19 protein-coding genes are annotated in these 14,916 nt (G+C 67.9%); 5 read left to right on the forward strand and 14 right to left on the reverse strand.

Annotation, left to right across the window (positions count from 1 at the left end; genetic code table 11):
• Positions 1–104: 104 nt before the first annotated feature.
• A complete protein-coding gene (gene orn, locus PY257_RS13175) occupies positions 105–683 on the reverse strand; it encodes an oligoribonuclease (RefSeq protein WP_275742562.1) in 579 nt (192 codons plus the stop codon).
• Positions 684–717: 34 nt separating this feature from the next.
• On the opposite strand from orn, the gene PY257_RS13180 reads away from it, so the two are divergent.
• From PY257_RS13180 to rsgA, 3 genes are read left to right on the forward strand one after another with little or no spacing between them, the layout of a single operon-like run.
• Positions 718–1,986 carry a M48 family metallopeptidase gene (locus tag PY257_RS13180; RefSeq protein WP_275742564.1) on the forward strand — a complete coding sequence of 423 codons (1,269 nt, stop codon included), beginning with the start codon at positions 718–720 and terminating at the stop codon, positions 1,984–1,986.
• Positions 1,987–2,004: 18 nt separating this feature from the next.
• Entirely contained in the window at positions 2,005–2,340 is a 336-nt protein-coding gene (locus PY257_RS13185) for a 4a-hydroxytetrahydrobiopterin dehydratase (RefSeq protein WP_275742566.1), read from the forward strand.
• The gene (gene rsgA, locus PY257_RS13190; RefSeq protein ID WP_275742568.1) at positions 2,337–3,275 is read left to right on the forward strand and encodes a ribosome small subunit-dependent GTPase A; all 939 of its coding nucleotides are present in this window, start codon (positions 2,337–2,339) and stop codon (positions 3,273–3,275) included. Before PY257_RS13185 ends, rsgA begins: the two co-directional genes overlap by 4 nt.
• 6 nt (positions 3,276–3,281) lie before the next feature.
• Here rsgA and PY257_RS13195 read toward each other — a convergent pair whose 3' ends face one another.
• From PY257_RS13195 to rpsP, 7 genes are all read right to left on the reverse strand, one after another.
• The gene (locus tag PY257_RS13195; RefSeq protein ID WP_275742570.1) at positions 3,282–4,418 is read right to left on the reverse strand and encodes a pyridoxal phosphate-dependent aminotransferase; all 1,137 of its coding nucleotides are present in this window, start codon (positions 4,416–4,418) and stop codon (positions 3,282–3,284) included.
• Positions 4,419–4,826: 408 nt separating this feature from the next.
• The gene (locus PY257_RS13200) at positions 4,827–5,813 is read right to left on the reverse strand and encodes a CobD/CbiB family protein (protein ID WP_275742572.1); all 987 of its coding nucleotides are present in this window, start codon (positions 5,811–5,813) and stop codon (positions 4,827–4,829) included.
• A 51-nt stretch (positions 5,814–5,864) separates the two neighbouring features.
• A complete protein-coding gene (locus PY257_RS13205) occupies positions 5,865–6,596 on the reverse strand; it encodes a CoA pyrophosphatase (RefSeq protein WP_275742705.1) in 732 nt (243 codons plus the stop codon).
• 88 nt (positions 6,597–6,684) lie between these two features.
• Positions 6,685–7,077 carry a 50S ribosomal protein L19 gene (rplS, locus tag PY257_RS13210; RefSeq protein WP_275742707.1) on the reverse strand — a complete coding sequence of 131 codons (393 nt, stop codon included), beginning with the start codon at positions 7,075–7,077 and terminating at the stop codon, positions 6,685–6,687.
• A gap of 147 nt (positions 7,078–7,224) precedes the next feature.
• The gene (gene trmD / locus PY257_RS13215; protein WP_275742574.1) at positions 7,225–7,974 is read right to left on the reverse strand and encodes a tRNA (guanosine(37)-N1)-methyltransferase TrmD; all 750 of its coding nucleotides are present in this window, start codon (positions 7,972–7,974) and stop codon (positions 7,225–7,227) included.
• Between the two features lie 33 nt (positions 7,975–8,007).
• The gene (rimM, locus tag PY257_RS13220; RefSeq protein ID WP_275742576.1) at positions 8,008–8,568 is read right to left on the reverse strand and encodes a ribosome maturation factor RimM; all 561 of its coding nucleotides are present in this window, start codon (positions 8,566–8,568) and stop codon (positions 8,008–8,010) included.
• A 60-nt stretch (positions 8,569–8,628) separates the two neighbouring features.
• Positions 8,629–8,883, reverse strand: coding sequence for a 30S ribosomal protein S16 (gene rpsP, locus PY257_RS13225; RefSeq protein ID WP_275742578.1), 255 nt, complete (start codon positions 8,881–8,883; stop codon positions 8,629–8,631).
• A 146-nt stretch (positions 8,884–9,029) separates the two neighbouring features.
• Between rpsP and PY257_RS13230 the strand changes: the two genes are divergently transcribed.
• Entirely contained in the window at positions 9,030–9,554 is a 525-nt protein-coding gene (locus PY257_RS13230) for a GNAT family N-acetyltransferase (protein ID WP_275742581.1), read from the forward strand.
• 7 nt (positions 9,555–9,561) lie between these two features.
• Positions 9,562–10,008, forward strand: coding sequence for a TM2 domain-containing protein (locus PY257_RS13235; protein WP_275742583.1), 447 nt, complete (start codon positions 9,562–9,564; stop codon positions 10,006–10,008).
• A 289-nt stretch (positions 10,009–10,297) separates the two neighbouring features.
• Here PY257_RS13235 and PY257_RS13240 read toward each other — a convergent pair whose 3' ends face one another.
• From PY257_RS13240 to PY257_RS13265, 6 genes are all read right to left on the reverse strand, one after another.
• Positions 10,298–10,660: a DMT family protein gene (locus PY257_RS13240; RefSeq protein ID WP_275742585.1), complete on the reverse strand. Its 363-nt coding sequence runs from the start codon at positions 10,658–10,660 to the stop codon at positions 10,298–10,300.
• Positions 10,657–10,851, reverse strand: coding sequence for a hypothetical protein (locus PY257_RS13245; RefSeq protein ID WP_275742587.1), 195 nt, complete (start codon positions 10,849–10,851; stop codon positions 10,657–10,659). Before PY257_RS13245 ends, PY257_RS13240 begins: the two co-directional genes overlap by 4 nt.
• Before the next feature lie 254 nt (positions 10,852–11,105).
• Positions 11,106–11,834: an ABC transporter ATP-binding protein gene (locus tag PY257_RS13250; RefSeq protein WP_275742589.1), complete on the reverse strand. Its 729-nt coding sequence runs from the start codon at positions 11,832–11,834 to the stop codon at positions 11,106–11,108.
• A 2-nt stretch (positions 11,835–11,836) separates the two neighbouring features.
• The gene (locus PY257_RS13255) at positions 11,837–12,607 is read right to left on the reverse strand and encodes an ABC transporter ATP-binding protein (RefSeq protein WP_275742591.1); all 771 of its coding nucleotides are present in this window, start codon (positions 12,605–12,607) and stop codon (positions 11,837–11,839) included.
• Between the two features lie 22 nt (positions 12,608–12,629).
• The gene (locus tag PY257_RS13260) at positions 12,630–13,790 is read right to left on the reverse strand and encodes an ABC transporter permease subunit (protein ID WP_275742593.1); all 1,161 of its coding nucleotides are present in this window, start codon (positions 13,788–13,790) and stop codon (positions 12,630–12,632) included.
• Between the two features lie 27 nt (positions 13,791–13,817).
• The gene (locus PY257_RS13265; RefSeq protein WP_275742595.1) at positions 13,818–14,747 is read right to left on the reverse strand and encodes a branched-chain amino acid ABC transporter permease; all 930 of its coding nucleotides are present in this window, start codon (positions 14,745–14,747) and stop codon (positions 13,818–13,820) included.
• Positions 14,748–14,916: the final 169 nt, after the last annotated feature.

The following is a 14,916-nucleotide window of genomic DNA, read 5'->3' on the forward strand; positions in this document are numbered from 1 at the left end:
CGACCCCATCAATCAGCCATGCGACCCAAAACCAAGCATTTGTTTTAACTAAACAGTATTGGGCTCATACCCGAATTGGAAAAGACTGCTGCTTTATGCCAAGCTCACTTGACCAGGAAATGCTCGCGGTAGTAGGCCAACTCGTCGATGGACTCGTGCACGTCGGCCAGCGCCGTGTGCTTCTGCGCTTTCTTGAAGCCGTTGTAGACCGCGGGCTTCCAGCGCTTGGCCAGTTCCTTGAGCGTGCTCACATCGATGTTGCGGTAGTGGAAAAACGCTTCGAGCTTCGGCATGTACTTGACCAGGAAGCGCCGGTCCTGCCCGATGGTGTTGCCGCACAGGGGGCTGCCGTTCCTGGGCACGTAGCGGCTCAGGAAGTCGATGATCTGCAGTTCGGCCTCGGCCTCGGTCACGGTGGAGGCGCGCACCTTGTCGATCAGGCCGCTCCTGCCGTGCGTGCCCTTGTTCCAGGCGTCCATCTTGTCGAGCTGCTCGTCGCACTGGTGGATCACCCATACCGGGCCTTCCATGCGCGGCTCCAGGTCGGGGCCGGTGACGATGACGGCGATCTCCAACAGGCGGTCGGTTTCGGGCTCCAGGCCGGTCATCTCGCAGTCGAGCCAGACGAGGTTCTGGTCGGATTTCGCCAGCGCGGCGCTCGAAGGGGTTTGCGTGTCGGACATAGGCGAGCATTGTCGCCGATACACTCTCGCGCATATGTCCGCACCCATTTCCTCCTCGCTGGCGTTCACGCTGGCCTTCGCCGCGGCCCTGGTGCTGGGGCTTGCCGCCAAGTTCTGGCTCGCCACGCGCCAGATCCGCCATGTGGCGCTGCACCGCGCCGCGGTCCCCGCGCCGTTCGCGCAGCGCATCTGCCTGGCGGCGCACCAGAAGGCCGCCGACTACACCATCGCCAAGGGCCGCTTCGGGCTGCTGGAGCTGGCCTTCGGCGCGGCGGTGCTGCTGGGCTGGACGCTGCTGGGCGGGCTCGATGCACTCAATCAGGCGCTGCTCGGCTGGCTGGGCGGCGGCATGGTGCAGCAACTGGCGCTGCTGGCGGCTTTCGCGCTCATCGGCGGCGCGCTGGAGCTGCCCTTCTCGCTCTACCAGACCTTCGTCATCGAGGAGCGCTTCGGCTTCAACAAGACCAACTGGCGGCTCTGGCTGGCCGATCTGGCGAAGGCCGCCTTCGTGGGCGCGCTCATCGGCCTGCCGCTGGCCGCCGTGGTGCTCTGGCTCATGGGCGCGGCGGGCGCCTGGTGGTGGCTCTGGGCCTGGGGCGTGTGGACGGGCTTCAACCTGCTGCTGATGCTGGTCTACCCCAGCTTCATCGCGCCGCTGTTCAACAAGTTCCAGCCGCTCGCCGACGAGACGCTCAAGACCCGCGTCACCGCGCTCATGCAGCGCTGCGGCTTCGCGGCCAAGGGCCTGTTCGTGATGGACGGCAGCCGGCGCAGCGCGCATGGCAATGCGTATTTCACGGGCTTCGGCGCGTCCAAGCGCGTGGTGTTCTACGACACGCTGCTGGAGCGCCTCTCGCCGCCCGAGGTGGACGCAGTGCTGGCGCACGAGCTGGGCCACTTCAAGCACCGGCACATCGTCAAGCGCATGGCCGGCATGTTCGTGGCGACGCTCGCTGGTTTTGCGCTATTGGGCTGGCTGTCAGCGCAAACCTGGTTCTACACGTGCCTGGGCGTGCGCCCATCCCTGGCCGCCCCGAACGACGCGCTGGCGCTGCTGCTGTTCCTGCTGGCCGCGCCGGTGTTCCTGTTCTTCGTCGCGCCGCTGTTCGCCCAGCTCTCGCGCCGCGACGAGTTCCAGGCCGACGCCTACGCAGTGGCGCAGACCAGCGGCGCCGATCTGTCGTCTGCCCTGCTCAAGCTCTACGAGGACAATGCCTCCACGCTCACGCCCGACCCGGTGTTCGCGCGCTTCTACTATTCCCACCCACCCGCCACGGAGCGGCTGGCCCGCCTGGCGGGCTGACCACCGGAGAACAACGCCATGGCATCCGATTTCAAGCCAAAAGACTGGTCCGCGCAGGTGCGGCGGGCGCTAACCGCTACTGAAATAGTAGCAATGCTGGCACAGCTACAAGGCTGGGCGCTGCACGGCGACGGCACCGACGTGGCGATCGAGAAGACCTTCCACTTCGCCAACTACTTCGAGACCCTGGCCTTCGTGAACGCCGTGGCCATGGTGGCCCACGTGCAGGACCACCATCCCGACCTGTCGGTGCACTACAACCGCTGCGTGGTTCGCTTCAACACGCACGACGTGGGCGGCTTGTCGGCCACGGACTTCGACTGCGCGGGGCGCGTGGACGCGCTGCTGCAATGACGGATGCGCCGCCGCAGTCGGCAGATGCGCTGCGCGGCGGCCTCGTGGTGAGCAGCCATGGCCGCCACTGCATGGTGGAGACCGCCGACGGCACGCGCGTGATCTGCCACCCGCGCGGCAAGAAAAGCGCCGCCGTGGTGGGCGACCGCGTGCTGTGGCAGCCCTCGCGCGACGAGGGCACCATCGAGCGCGTGGAGGAGCGCCGCAACCTGTTCTACCGCCAGGACGAGGTGCGCAGCAAATCCTTCGCGGCCAACCTGGACCTGGTGCTGATCCTGGTTGCCGCCGACCCGGTGTTCTCCGAAAGCCAGCTCGCCCGCGCACTGATCGCCGCCGAGGACGCGCGCATCGCGCCGCTGGTGGTGCTCAACAAGAGCGACCTGGCGGCGCCCTACACCCGCGCCTGGGAGCGCCTGCAGCCCTACCGCGACATGGGCTACGAAGTGCTGGGCCTGTCGCTGGCCCAGGCCGGCGCGGCGCGGCGCGCCGAGCTGCTGCGGCGGCTGGCGGGCAAGACCACCCTGGTGCTCGGCCCCTCGGGCGCGGGCAAGAGCACACTCATCAACCTGCTGGTGCCCGGCGCGCTGGCGGCCACGGGGGAGGTGTCGCAGGCGCTCAACTCGGGCAAGCACACCACCACCACCACGAGCTGGTACTGGGTGGACCGCGCCGCCGGCACCGCGCTGCTCGACTCGCCGGGGTTCCAGGAATTCGGCCTGCGCCACATCGCGCCCATGCACCTGGCAGCCTGCATGCCCGACCTGCGCGCGCATGCGCAGGAATGCAGGTTCTATAACTGCACCCACCTGCACGAGCCCGGCTGCGGCGTGATTTCCACAGTCAAAACGGCCTACAGCGCAGGCGGAATAAGCGCCAGCCGCTACAAAATATATAGTGACCTGTTCGCCGAGCTGAGCGCGCCGCAGCGCTACTGAACGCGGCTACGCCAGGATCTCCGCCAGCGCCCGCAGCAGCGTGTCGCACTGCGCGGGCGTGCCCACGCTGATGCGCAGGTACTGCGCGATGCGTTCGGGCCGCGCGAAATGCCGCACCAGCACGGCCCGCTCGCGCAGCGCCGCCGCCAGTTGCGCCGCATCGCGCGCCGGGTGGCGCGCGAACACGAAGTTGGCCTGCGAAGGCAGCACCTCGAAGCCCAGGTCTTCCAGTCCCAGCGTCAGGCCCTCGCGGCTGTCCATCACCGCGCGGCGCGTCTGCGCGAAATACGCCTCGTCCTGGTACGCCGCCTGCGCGCCGGCTTGCGCCAGCCGGTCGAGCGGGTAGGAGTTGAAGCTGTCCTTCACCCGCTCCAGCGCCTCCACCAGATGCCGCTGGCCAAAGGCCACGCCCACGCGCAAGCCGGCCAGCGAGCGCGACTTCGACAGCGTGTGGACCACCAGCAGGTTTGGATACTTGGCCACCAGGCCGACGGCACTCTCGCCGCCGAAATCGACATACGCCTCATCGACCAGCACCACGCGGTGCGGGCAGGCCGCGAGCAGCCGCTCGATGGCCGCCAGCGGCAGGCCGATGCCCGTGGGCGCGTTCGGGTTGGCCAGCACGATGCCGGCGCAGGGCGCGGCGGCAGCGCGCGCCGCGAGCGCCTCCACGTCGATGCGCAGGCGCGCGTCGAGCGGCTGCGGCTGCGCCGCGATGCCGTAGAGCCCGCAGTACACGCGGTAGAAGCTGTAGGTCACGTCGGGCATCAGCAGCGGCTCGCCCGCGGCGGGCGGGCTCGCCTGCGGACTCGCGTGCTGGAAGAAGGCAAAGAACGCATGCGCCAGCACCTCGTCGGAGCCGTTGCCCACGAACACCTGCGGCGCCGACAGCGCGTGCCGCGCCGCGATGGCCTCGCGCAGCGCCTGCGCCTGCGGGTCCGGGTAGAGCTGCAGTCCCCCGTGCGCGCCGCGCGCCGCGGCCTCGATGGCGGCGATGGCGCGCGGCGACGGCGGGTACGGGTTCTCGTTGGTGTTGAGCTTCACCAGCCCCGCCATGCGCGGCTGTTCACCCGGCACGTAGGGCTGCAGGCCGGCCACCACGGGGCTCCAGAACGGTGGCGCGGCAGTATCGGCGGCTGGCATGCAATGCTCCTGAATTAATAGCTTCCACCGCTTATTGCACCTGCGCTGGCGGCACTTTTTGTCGATAAAACCAGCTATCCAACACACTGATTGCGTGATCCGCGCCGCGTGAAACCGCTGCACCCCAGCGCAGCGGCTCGGGGCGTTGTCTCACTTCAGTTGCTCCACCGCGCTTCGCACCACCCGCAGCGCATGAAACTAGTGCAGTGTTCAACGCCAAGCAGCACATAAAAACCGCGCCTTTTGACGCATCGCTTTTATTGGTGCCGCCAAGCATCGAACACTGCACTAGCGCAGCCCAATGCCAGGGATACCGCGCAACCGGCTTTGCCGGGCCGCCGGTATCGCCCCCGGCGAGGGGGTTGGCGGCCACACGCAGTGGGCAAAAGCCTGGGGGAGTGTTTCACTTCAGCCCAGCAAGCGCGCCAGCGTGAGCAGCGCCAGCAGCAGCATCCACACCACGACCGAGCGCCAGACCAGCCCCACCACGCTGCGCAGATGGCCGACTTCGGGCTCGCGGCCCGGCGTGCTGTCGCTGTCGCCGATCTCGGTGCCGACCTGCAGGCCCTGCGTGGTGCCGGGCGCGTACACGGTCTTCAGCGCCTCGCCACCCAGGCGTACGTTGATGGCGCCCGCCGTGGCGGCCAGGATCACGCCGTCGTTGTCGTTGGGGAACTGCTGGGCGTGGAAGCGCCAGCCCTCGATGGCCTCCTCGAAGCTGCCGACCATGGCGAAGCACAGCGCCGTGAGCCGCGCGGGCAGCCAGTCGACCAGCGTCCAGGCCTGCGCCGCCGCGCGCTGCAGCGCCGGGCTCACGGCCTGCGGCTGCGCACGCTGCTTGTAGGCCCAGTAGCGCGAGACAAACTCGCTCGCGCGGTACAGCACCGCCCCCAGGGGCCCGAGCCCGAAGGCCGCACCGATGGAGAACCACGCCAGCACGCCGAACACGTGGCGGTGCGCCGAGAGCACGGAATATTCGAGCACGTGGCGCACGATCTCGCTGCGCGGCAGGTCGCCCACGTCCACTTTCTGCCACTCGGCCAGCCGGGCGCGCGCCGCATCCTCGTCGCCCGTCTCCAGCGCGTCGCGGATGTTGGTGAAATGGTGGCTGAACTGCCGAAAGCCCAGCGTGAGGTAGAGCACGGCGACGCTCCAGAGCATGGCGAACGGCCAGCCCAGCCCCCAGAGCAGCAGCCAGTACAGGCCCAGCGTGAGCAGCGTGGGCAGCAGCACCGCCAGGCCCCAGGCGATCCAGGCATGGTGCGGCCGCCCGGCGTCGCAATTGCGGCTGACCGACAGGGCCCAGGCGCGCAGGCCGCCGTGGATGGGGTTGGCGGGGGAAAGGGGCCGGGCTTGTTCGAGCAGCAGGGCGAGCAAGATGGCAAAGAAACTCATGGGCGGCAATGATAGCGGCCAGGCAGCCGTCGCCCGCGTTTTACCGGCCCCTCAGGCGCTCAGGAAGCGGTAGAGGTTGCGCAGCATCCCCGCCGTCGCCCCCCAGATGAAACGCTCGCGCCCGCCATCCTGGTAGGGCATGGAGAACCACTCGCGCCGCATGCCCTGCGTGTCCAGCACGTGGCGGCGGTGGTGCGCCGGGTTCATGAGGAATTCCAGCGGCACCTCGAACATGTCGGCCACTTCGTAGGCGTTGGGCCGTGGTTCGTAGTCCGCACGCACCAGGCCGACCACGGGGGTGACGACGAACGCGGTGCCAGTCACGTAGGTCGAGAGGTGGCCCAGCACGTCGATGAAGGCGGCGGCGATGCCCACCTCTTCCATCGTCTCGCGCAGCGCCGTGGCGGCAGCGTCGCGGTCGCCCGGGTCGGCGCGGCCGCCGGGAAAGGCGACCTGCCCCGAATGGTTGGACAGGTGCGCCGTGCGTTCGGTGAGCAGCACGGTCGGCCCGGCGTCGCGCAGGACGATGGGCACGAGCACGGCGGCCCGCGTGGGCTCGCGCGCGCTGCTGGGCAGCCGCGGGTCGACCCGCACCTCGGGCGTCCAGGCGGGCGGCTGCGCGAAGCGCGCGCGCAGCGCGGCGGGCGCGAGGGCAGCGGCGGGCACGGGCGGCAGTGCGTCGTCCACGCCGGCCACGGGCACGGCGCGCGGGTCGAAGTTGGGCAGCGCCGACAGCGATGCGATGACGGACGAGACCGCGGGGGCGGAAGAAGCGGGGTTCACGGCGTAGGCGCTGGCGCGCGCCAAAAGACAAAAGCCGCTACAGGCGGGCGCTGTAGCGGCTTGGGCTGCGGCGGCGAGGGGTTGTTCCTCAGGCGGCTGTCGCGGCGGTTGCGGCGGTCTTGGCGCGCGAGGGCAGCTTTTCCTTGATGCGGGCCGACTTGCCGCTGCGCTCGCGCAGGTAGTACAGCTTGGCGCGGCGCACGTCGCCGCGGCGCTTGACCTCGATGCCGGCGATCAGCGGGCTGTAGGTCTGGAACGTGCGCTCCACGCCTTCGCCGCTGGAGATCTTGCGCACCGTGAAGCCGCTGTTGAGGCCGCGGTTACGCTTGGCGATCACCACGCCTTCGAAGGCCTGCACGCGCTTGCGGGTGCCTTCGACCACGTTGACGCTGACGATCACCGTGTCGCCGGGGGCGAATTCGGGCACGGTCTTGCCCAGGCGGGCGATTTCCTCTTGTTCGAGGGTCTGGATCAGGTTCATGTCGGTTCCTTGAGCGATCATGGCCGCGCCGTGGTTGGCAAGGGTCTGAATGACGGTTGATGCCGGGCCGCGTGCTGCACTACCTGCTTAAGGCAGATAAGGTGCCCGGCCCGGCGTGGCCGGCCAGAGGATCTGGAGAGCCTGCAATTATAGCAGGCGCGCCAATGCCGCCTCGTCCTCGCCCGCCAGCCGGCCCGCGGCGCGCGCGGCGGCGATCAGGTCGGGCCGATGGCGCGCGGTGAGCGCCAGCCGCTGGTCGCGCCGCCAGCGCTCGATGCGGGCGTGGTGGCCCGAGAGCAGCTCCTCGGGCACGCCCTGCCCTTCCCAGACTTCGGGCCGGGTGTAGTGCGGGCAGTCGAGCAGGCCGTCGAGCGCGGGGTTGAAGCTGTCGAGCTGGTGGCTGCCCTCGTCGTGCAGCACGCCAGGCTGCAGGCGCGCCACGGCGTCGAGCAGCGCCATGGCCGCGATCTCGCCGCCCGAAAGCACGAAGTCGCCCAGGCTGATCTGCGCGTCCACGTGGCGGTCGATGAAGCGCTGGTCCAGCCCCTCGTAGCGGCCGCAGAGCAGGATGGCGCCCGGGCTGGTGGACCAGGCTTCGACCGCCCCATGGTCGAGCGGCCGACCGATGGGCGAGAACAGCACCACGGGCGCGCCATCGTCCGCGCGGTCGGCGCGGATGGCCGCCAGACAGCGCGCCAGTGGCTCGGCCATCATCACCATGCCGGGGCCGCCGCCGAACGGGCGGTCGTCCACGCGGCGGTAGTTGCCCTCGGCGTGGTCGCGCAGGTTCCAGAGCCGCACCTCGACCTGGCCCGAGGCATAGGCGCGGCGCGTCACGCCGCTCTCCAGGAAAGGCGCGAACAGTTCGGGGAACAGCGTGACGATGTCGAAGCGCATGTGGCGCAGCCGGGCCGCAAGTGTCGCCGGCGGTCAGTAATCAGGCTGCCAGTCGACCGTGATGCGGCGCTCGGGCAGTTCCACCTTGTCCACGAAGGCCGACACGAAGGGAATCATGCGCTCCAGCGTCTTGTCCTCATCGGCGTATTCGATCACCAGCACGGTCTGCGGGCCGGTGGAAAGCAGGTCGCGCACCTGGCCCAGCGCCACGCCTTCGCGGTTGACGACATCGAGGCCAATCAGGTCGACCCAGTAGTACTCGTCGCTGTCGGCGCTCGGGAAGCTGGAGCGCGGCACGAAGACGCGTGCGCCGCGCAATGCCTCGGCGGCGCTGCGGTCGGGAATGTCGTGGGCGCTGGCGACGACGGAGTCGGCATGCTCGCGCGCCTCCTTGATGGCCAGCCGGCAGGTGCCCTCGAACGTGCGGGCGCCCTTTTCGGCGGGCTGAAGGAACCAACGCTTGGAAGAAAAAAGCGCCTGGGGATCGGCGCTGTAGGGCAATACCTTGAACCAGCCCTTGATGCCCCAGGCATCGGCGATGCGCCCGACCTCGATCGCGTCGGCGGGAAGCTCTGCGGGTTCGAGGGGCGCCATGGCGGATGCGGGGGCTGGCAGGCACCAGCGGATGCGGGCGCCCGATGGTGCCGGCGGGCCTTAGGCCGCGGCCTTGGCGATGGCCTGCTGGGCCAGGCGCTCGACGGTCGGCGACGGCTGCGCACCCACGCCCTTCCAGTAGGTCAGGCGGTCCTGCGCGATGCGCAGGCCCTCCTCGCCTTCCTTGGCGGTGGGGTTGTAGAAGCCCAGGCGCTCGATGAAGCGGCCATCGCGGCGCACGCGCTTGTCCGCGACGACGATGTTGTAGAACGGACGGGACTTGGAGCCGCCGCGGGAGAGTCGAATGACGACCATGATTTATCCTTCGGGTGGTGCACCGGTCGGTCGGCTGCTTTTTTAGCAGGCGGCATTCCGGAACGGATTTTCCAGCGTTGAGACACGCGACTGGCCACCCGGCCAGCGACACGCTGCAAAACCTGCGATTATATCTTTTTCATCTTATGCCCACCATCCGCCCCAGCCGCGACGGCGATATGCCCGCCGTCACGGCCATCTATGCCCACCACGTGCTGACCGGCACCGCGAGCTTCGAGCTGGAAGCGCCCACGCTCGCCGCCATGCGCGAGCGCCGCGCCGACGTGCTGGCCAAGCCCCTGCCCTACCTCGTGGCCGAGGACGCGGACGGCGCCATCCTGGGCTATGCCTACGCCAACCATTTCAGGCCGCGCCCGGCCTACCGCTTCTGCGTGGAGAACTCCATCTACCTCGCGCCGTCCGCCCAGCGCCGCGGCGTGGGCCGGGCGCTGCTGGCCGCGCTGATCGCCGGCTGCGAGGCCGCGGGCGCACGCCAGATGGTGGCGGTAATCGGCGGCTCGGACAACGCGGGCTCCATCGGCCTGCATGCGGCGCTGGGCTTCGCGCCCGCGGGCGTGCTGCGCGCCAGTGGCTGGAAGTTCGGCCGTTGGCACGACACGGTGCTGATGCAGAAGGCGCTGGGCGCGGGCGACACGACAACACCCGCGTGACACCACCATGAAGAACAAGACGCTGGCCGTGTGGCTGACCTTCCTGGGCGGGCCGCTGGGGCTGCACCGCTTCTACCTGCGCGGCTTCGGCGACCTGCTGGGCTGGCTGCTGCCGATACCCACGGCGCTGGGCCTGTACGGCATCGAACGGGTGCGCCTGTACGGGCTAGACGACCAGGGAAGCTGGCTGCTGATCCCGCTGCTGGGCTTCACCATCGCGGGCTGCGCGCTCACGGCCATCGTCTACGGCCTGATGTCGCCCGAGCAGTGGAACCGGCGCTTCAACCGCGCCGCCAGCCCCGAGGCCGCCGCCGGCGGCACCGGCTGGCCCACGGTGGCGGGCATCGCGCTGGCGCTGCTGGTCGGCACGGGCGTGCTGATGGCCAGCCTGGCCTTCAGCTTCCAGCGCTACTTCGAATACCAGATCGACGAGGCCCGCAAGATTTCACAATGAAATCGGCCTCCAGCGCTTATTTTACGGGCGGCAGCAGCTATCAAAACAAGAGTAATCGTCGGCTCACTGGATACGGCATGCACCCACACCGTATCCGGCATAGCCATCAGAACCGGATACCGATTGGGATTGGCATGGCCTCATCGCGCGGCGCCTCGACCCACAACCGAGCCGAAACGACACCGCGCCATAGGTTGCAACGCAGCACCCAGGGTGCAAACGCCGCAGCATGCGACGTTTGCATATGCGATGGCTGCGCGAGCTTATGCACCAGCACGGCAGCCCGGCGTCAAGCCCCACGGAACATGAAGAAGACCGCAGCGGCCATGCACAGGCCCGCCCATACATAGTCCCAGCGGAAGGGCTCGCCCAGGTAGAACATCGAGAAGGGCACGAACACCGAGAGCGTGATCACCTCCTGCATGATCTTGAGCTGCCCGACGTTGAACACCGTATGGCCGATGCGGTTGGCAGGCACCTGCAACAGGTATTCGAACAGCGCGATGCCCCAGCTCGCCAGCGCCGCGACGTGCCACGGCGACGATGCCAGACTCTTGAGGTGGCCATACCACGCGAACGTCATGAAGACATTGCTGAGCACCAGCAGCAGCACCGTCTGCGCGGGCACCGGGAAAGCGTGGAAAAAGTTCATCCTAGAAACGGCAGTTGGATGCGCCTGCCGGTGCCGTGATCGGGGTGCCAGGCAAGACGCGACGACGCGGCGGGCTTGCTGCCCGCAAGGAGGAGCAACGCCGCATGGCGCGCCGAGCGCGGTGCTGGCGGGTGCATAGCGCTCTCACCCACGAGGTGAACGCCATCGGAGTCATCAACGATAGATTTCATGCGGCTTGTCAAGGGATACAAAGCGGTCAACTGCCGTTTCCAGGTTCATAGGGCCGGGATTATCCAGGCGCGCGCTGGTGGTTCACGCCGCAGTGGGCCGCCGTGCTGGAGTGGGAGCGGCGGCACGACCTCCATTTCGTCGGCACGGGCCACGAAGGCGCGAGCGCCCCCTCGCTGGGCATCCAGTACCGCTACTGTGCAAGGAAGAAAGGCACGCCTGGCCGTCTCTTTCGCTGCCGGGCGACCCAGGCGCGCTATTCACCCAGATAGGCCGCACGCACCTTCGGGTCGCTGAGCATCTCGCGCCCTGCGCCGGTCATGGTGATGATGCCGGACTCCATCACGTAGCCGCGATCGGCGATCTGCAGCGCGCGGCTCGCGTTCTGCTCCACCAGCAGGATGGTCACGCCCTGGGCATACACGTCGCGCACTACCTCGAAGATCTTGTCGACCATGATGGGCGACAGGCCCATGGACGGCTCGTCGAGCAGCAGCACCTTGGGCTGGCTCATGAGCGCGCGGCCCATGGCCAGCATCTGCTGCTCGCCGCCCGACATGGTGCCCGCGAGCTGGTCGCGGCGCTCCTTCAGCCGCGGGAACAGGGCGAACATGCGGTCGATGTCGGCGGCGATGCCGGCCTTGTCGGTGCGGATGTACGCGCCCATCTGCAGGTTCTCGGTGATGGTCATGCGCGCGAAAACGCCACGACCCTCGGGCACCATGACCAGGCCGTCCCTGACGAGATCCCAGGCGCCCCTGCCGCGGATGCTCTTGCCCAGGTACTCGATGGTGCCGTCGTTGAACGGCAGTGTGCCGGTGACGGCCTTCATGGTGGTGGTCTTGCCCGCGCCGTTGGAGCCGATCAGCGATACCAGCTCGCCCTCGTGCACCTCGAAAGCGACGCCCTTGACGGCCTGGATGCCGCCGTAGGCCACTTTCAGGCCCTTGACCTGCAATAGAACTTTGTTGGATTTCTCGGCCATTCTCAGTGTCCTCCGGTGCCCAGATAGGCCTCGATCACTTTTTCGTTCTTCTGCACGTCGGCAGGCGTGCCCTCGGCGATCTGCTTGCCGTAGTCGAGCACGGTCACGCGGTCGCACAGGCCCATCACCAGCTTCACGTCGTGCTCGATCAGCAGGATGGTGCGGTTGTCGCGGCGGATGCGGTCGATCAGCTCGCGCAGTTGCACCTTCTCGGTGGCGTTCATGCCGGCGGCGGGCTCGTCGAGTGCGATGAGCTGCGGGTCAGTGGCGAGCGCGCGGGCGATCTCCAGGCGGCGCTGGTCGCCATAGGACAGCGTGCGGGCCTTGTAGTCGGCGTACTTGCCGATGCCCACATAGTCGAGCAGCTCCTGCGCACGCTTGGCGATTGCGGCCTCCTCTGCCTTGAAGCCCTTGGTGCGGAAGATCGCGCCGAACAGGCCCGAACGGGTGCGGATGTGGCGGCCCACCATCACGTTCTCGAGCGCCGTCATCTCGGCGAACAGGCGGATGTTCTGGAACGTGCGCGCGATGCCCGCCTTGGCCACCTCGTGCACCGCCGTGGGCTCGTAGGGATGGCCGGCCAGCATGAAGCTGCCGCTGTCGGGCGTGTAGAGGCCGGTGATGACGTTGAAGAACGTCGTCTTGCCCGCGCCGTTGGGGCCGATCAGGCCATAGACCTGGCCGCGTTCGATGGTGATGCCGACATCGCTCAGGGCCTGCAGGCCGCCGAAGCGCTTGGAGATGCCCGCGACTTTCAATACGGTATTCGTCATTTGCGAAAAACTCCTGGGGCGCTCACGGATTGATGGACATCGGGCGGGCCGGCTCGTGGGGCACTTCGTCGGCGGGCGTTTCGATGCCGGGCGCTTCGGACGGGGCGGGCTTGCCGCGCAGCGACTTGCCGTGCTCGGGCGCCGGCCACAGGCCGCGCGGGCGCAGCAGCATGACGACGATCATGGCCAGGGCGATGAGCAACTGGCGCAGGATGGAGGCGTCGAGCCGCCCGTCGGTCAGGCCCTGCAGGGGCGCCGCCACGTAGCGCAACACCTCGGGCAGCGCCGACAGCAGCACCGCGCCGAGGATCACGCCCGGCAGGTGGCCGATGCCGCCCAGCACCACCATGGCGATGATCATCACCGACTCCATGAGGCTGAATGATTCGGGCGACACGAAGCCCTGGAAGGCGCCGAACATCGCGCCCGACACGCCGCCGAAGCTGGCGCCCATGCCGAAGGCCAGCAGCTTCAGGTTGCGGGTGTTGATGCCCATGGCCTTGGCGGCGATCTCGTCCTCGCGGATGGCCATCCAGGCGCGGCCGATGCGCGAATCCTGCAGGCGGTAGCAGATCAGCACGCTCACCAGCACCAGGAACAGGAACAGGAAGTAGTAGAGCGTGACGGAGGAGATGTCGAAGCCCAACAGGTCCAGGCGCCGGCCCAGGTCCAGGCCGAACACCTTGACCGAGTCGATCTGCCCTATGCCCTTGGGGCCGTTGGTGATGTTGATCGGGTGGTCGAGGTTGTTCAGGAAGATGCGGATGATCTCGCCAAAGCCCAGCGTGACGATGGCCAGGTAGTCGCCGCGCAGCTTGAGCGTGGGCGCGCCCAGCAGCGCGCCGAAGAACGCCGCCAGCAGCGCCGCGAGGGGGATCACCAGCCACAGCGAGATGTGCAGGCCGTTCGGGAACAGGGCCGCGAAGGCGGGGAAGTTTTCGGTCAACTGGGGCGAGGCCAGCAGGCCGAACAGGTAGGCACCCACGGCGTAGAACGCCACGTAGCCCATGTCGAGCAGGCCGGCGTAGCCCACCACGATGTTGAGGCCCAGCGCCAGCATGATGTAGAGCAGGGCCAGATCGGCGATGCGCACCCAGGCGTTGCCGAAGTACTGCAGCAGGAACGGCAGCACCAGCAGCGCGATGGCACCCGCGATCCAGCGGGAAAGATTCTGAGGTTTCATGGTTCGGTCCTTCTTCTTCTCTGGCCGTCAGGCGCGGTCGGCCACGCGCTCGCCCAGCAGGCCCGAGGGGCGCAGCGTGAGCACGATGATGAGCACGATGAAGGCGAAGATGTCGGTGTAGTTGCTGCCCAGCAGGCCGCCCGTGAGCTGGCCGATATAGCCCGAGCCGATGGATTCGATCAGCCCCAGCAGGATGCCGCCCACCACGGCGCCGGCCAGGTTGCCGATACCGCCGAACACCGCGGCGGTGAAGGCCTTGAGGCCCGGCAGGAAGCCCATGGTGTGCTGGGCCGTGCCATAGTTGGATGCATACATGATGCCCGCGATGGCCGCCAGGATGGCGCCGATGATGAAGGTGGCGGAGATCACCATGTCGGGCTTCACGCCCATGAGCGCCGCCACGCGCGGGTTTTCGGCGGTGGCGCGCATGGCGCGGCCCAGGCGGGTGTAGTTGACCACCCACATCAGCAGCGCGAGCGAGGCGGCGGTGAGGCCCAGGATCATGATCTGCGTGGGCGTGATGACCGCGCCGCCGATGAAGAAGGGCTCGCTGGACAGCAGCGTGGGATAGGGCTTGTAGTTGGGCTTCCAGATGATCATCGCCAGCGTCTGCAGCAGGATGGACATGCCGATGGCGGTGATCAGCGGCGCCAGCTTGGGGCTGTTGCGCAGAGGCCGGTAGGCCACCTTCTCGATCACGAAGTTGAGCGTGGCGGCCACCACGCACGAGATGAGCAGCGCAATGATGAGCACGATCCAGCCGGGGGTGCCGGGCATGGCGCTCTTCATGAGGCCGATGATGGTCCAACTGGTCAGCGCGCCGACCATGAGTACCTCTCCGTGCGCGAAGTTGATGAGGTTGATGATGCCGTACACCATGGTGTAGCCCAAGGCCACCAGGGCATACATGCTGCCCAGGACCAGACCGTTGATGATCTGCTGCAGCAGAGTGTCCATAAGAAATTTCCCTTCGACTTGTGTGACGGGCCCCTCGGGCAGGCTTCGGTGGCCTGGCCCTTGTAAGGACTGCATGCCATCTAGTGCAGTGTTCAACGCCAAGCAGCACATAAAACCGCGCCTTTTGCCGCATGGCGGCGTTGCAAATCCTCGCGATAGCTACGGCTAT

Origin of the sequence: Curvibacter soli (assembly GCF_029211125.1) — a bacterium.
GTDB lineage: Bacteria > Pseudomonadota > Gammaproteobacteria > Burkholderiales > Burkholderiaceae_C > Curvibacter_A > Curvibacter_A soli.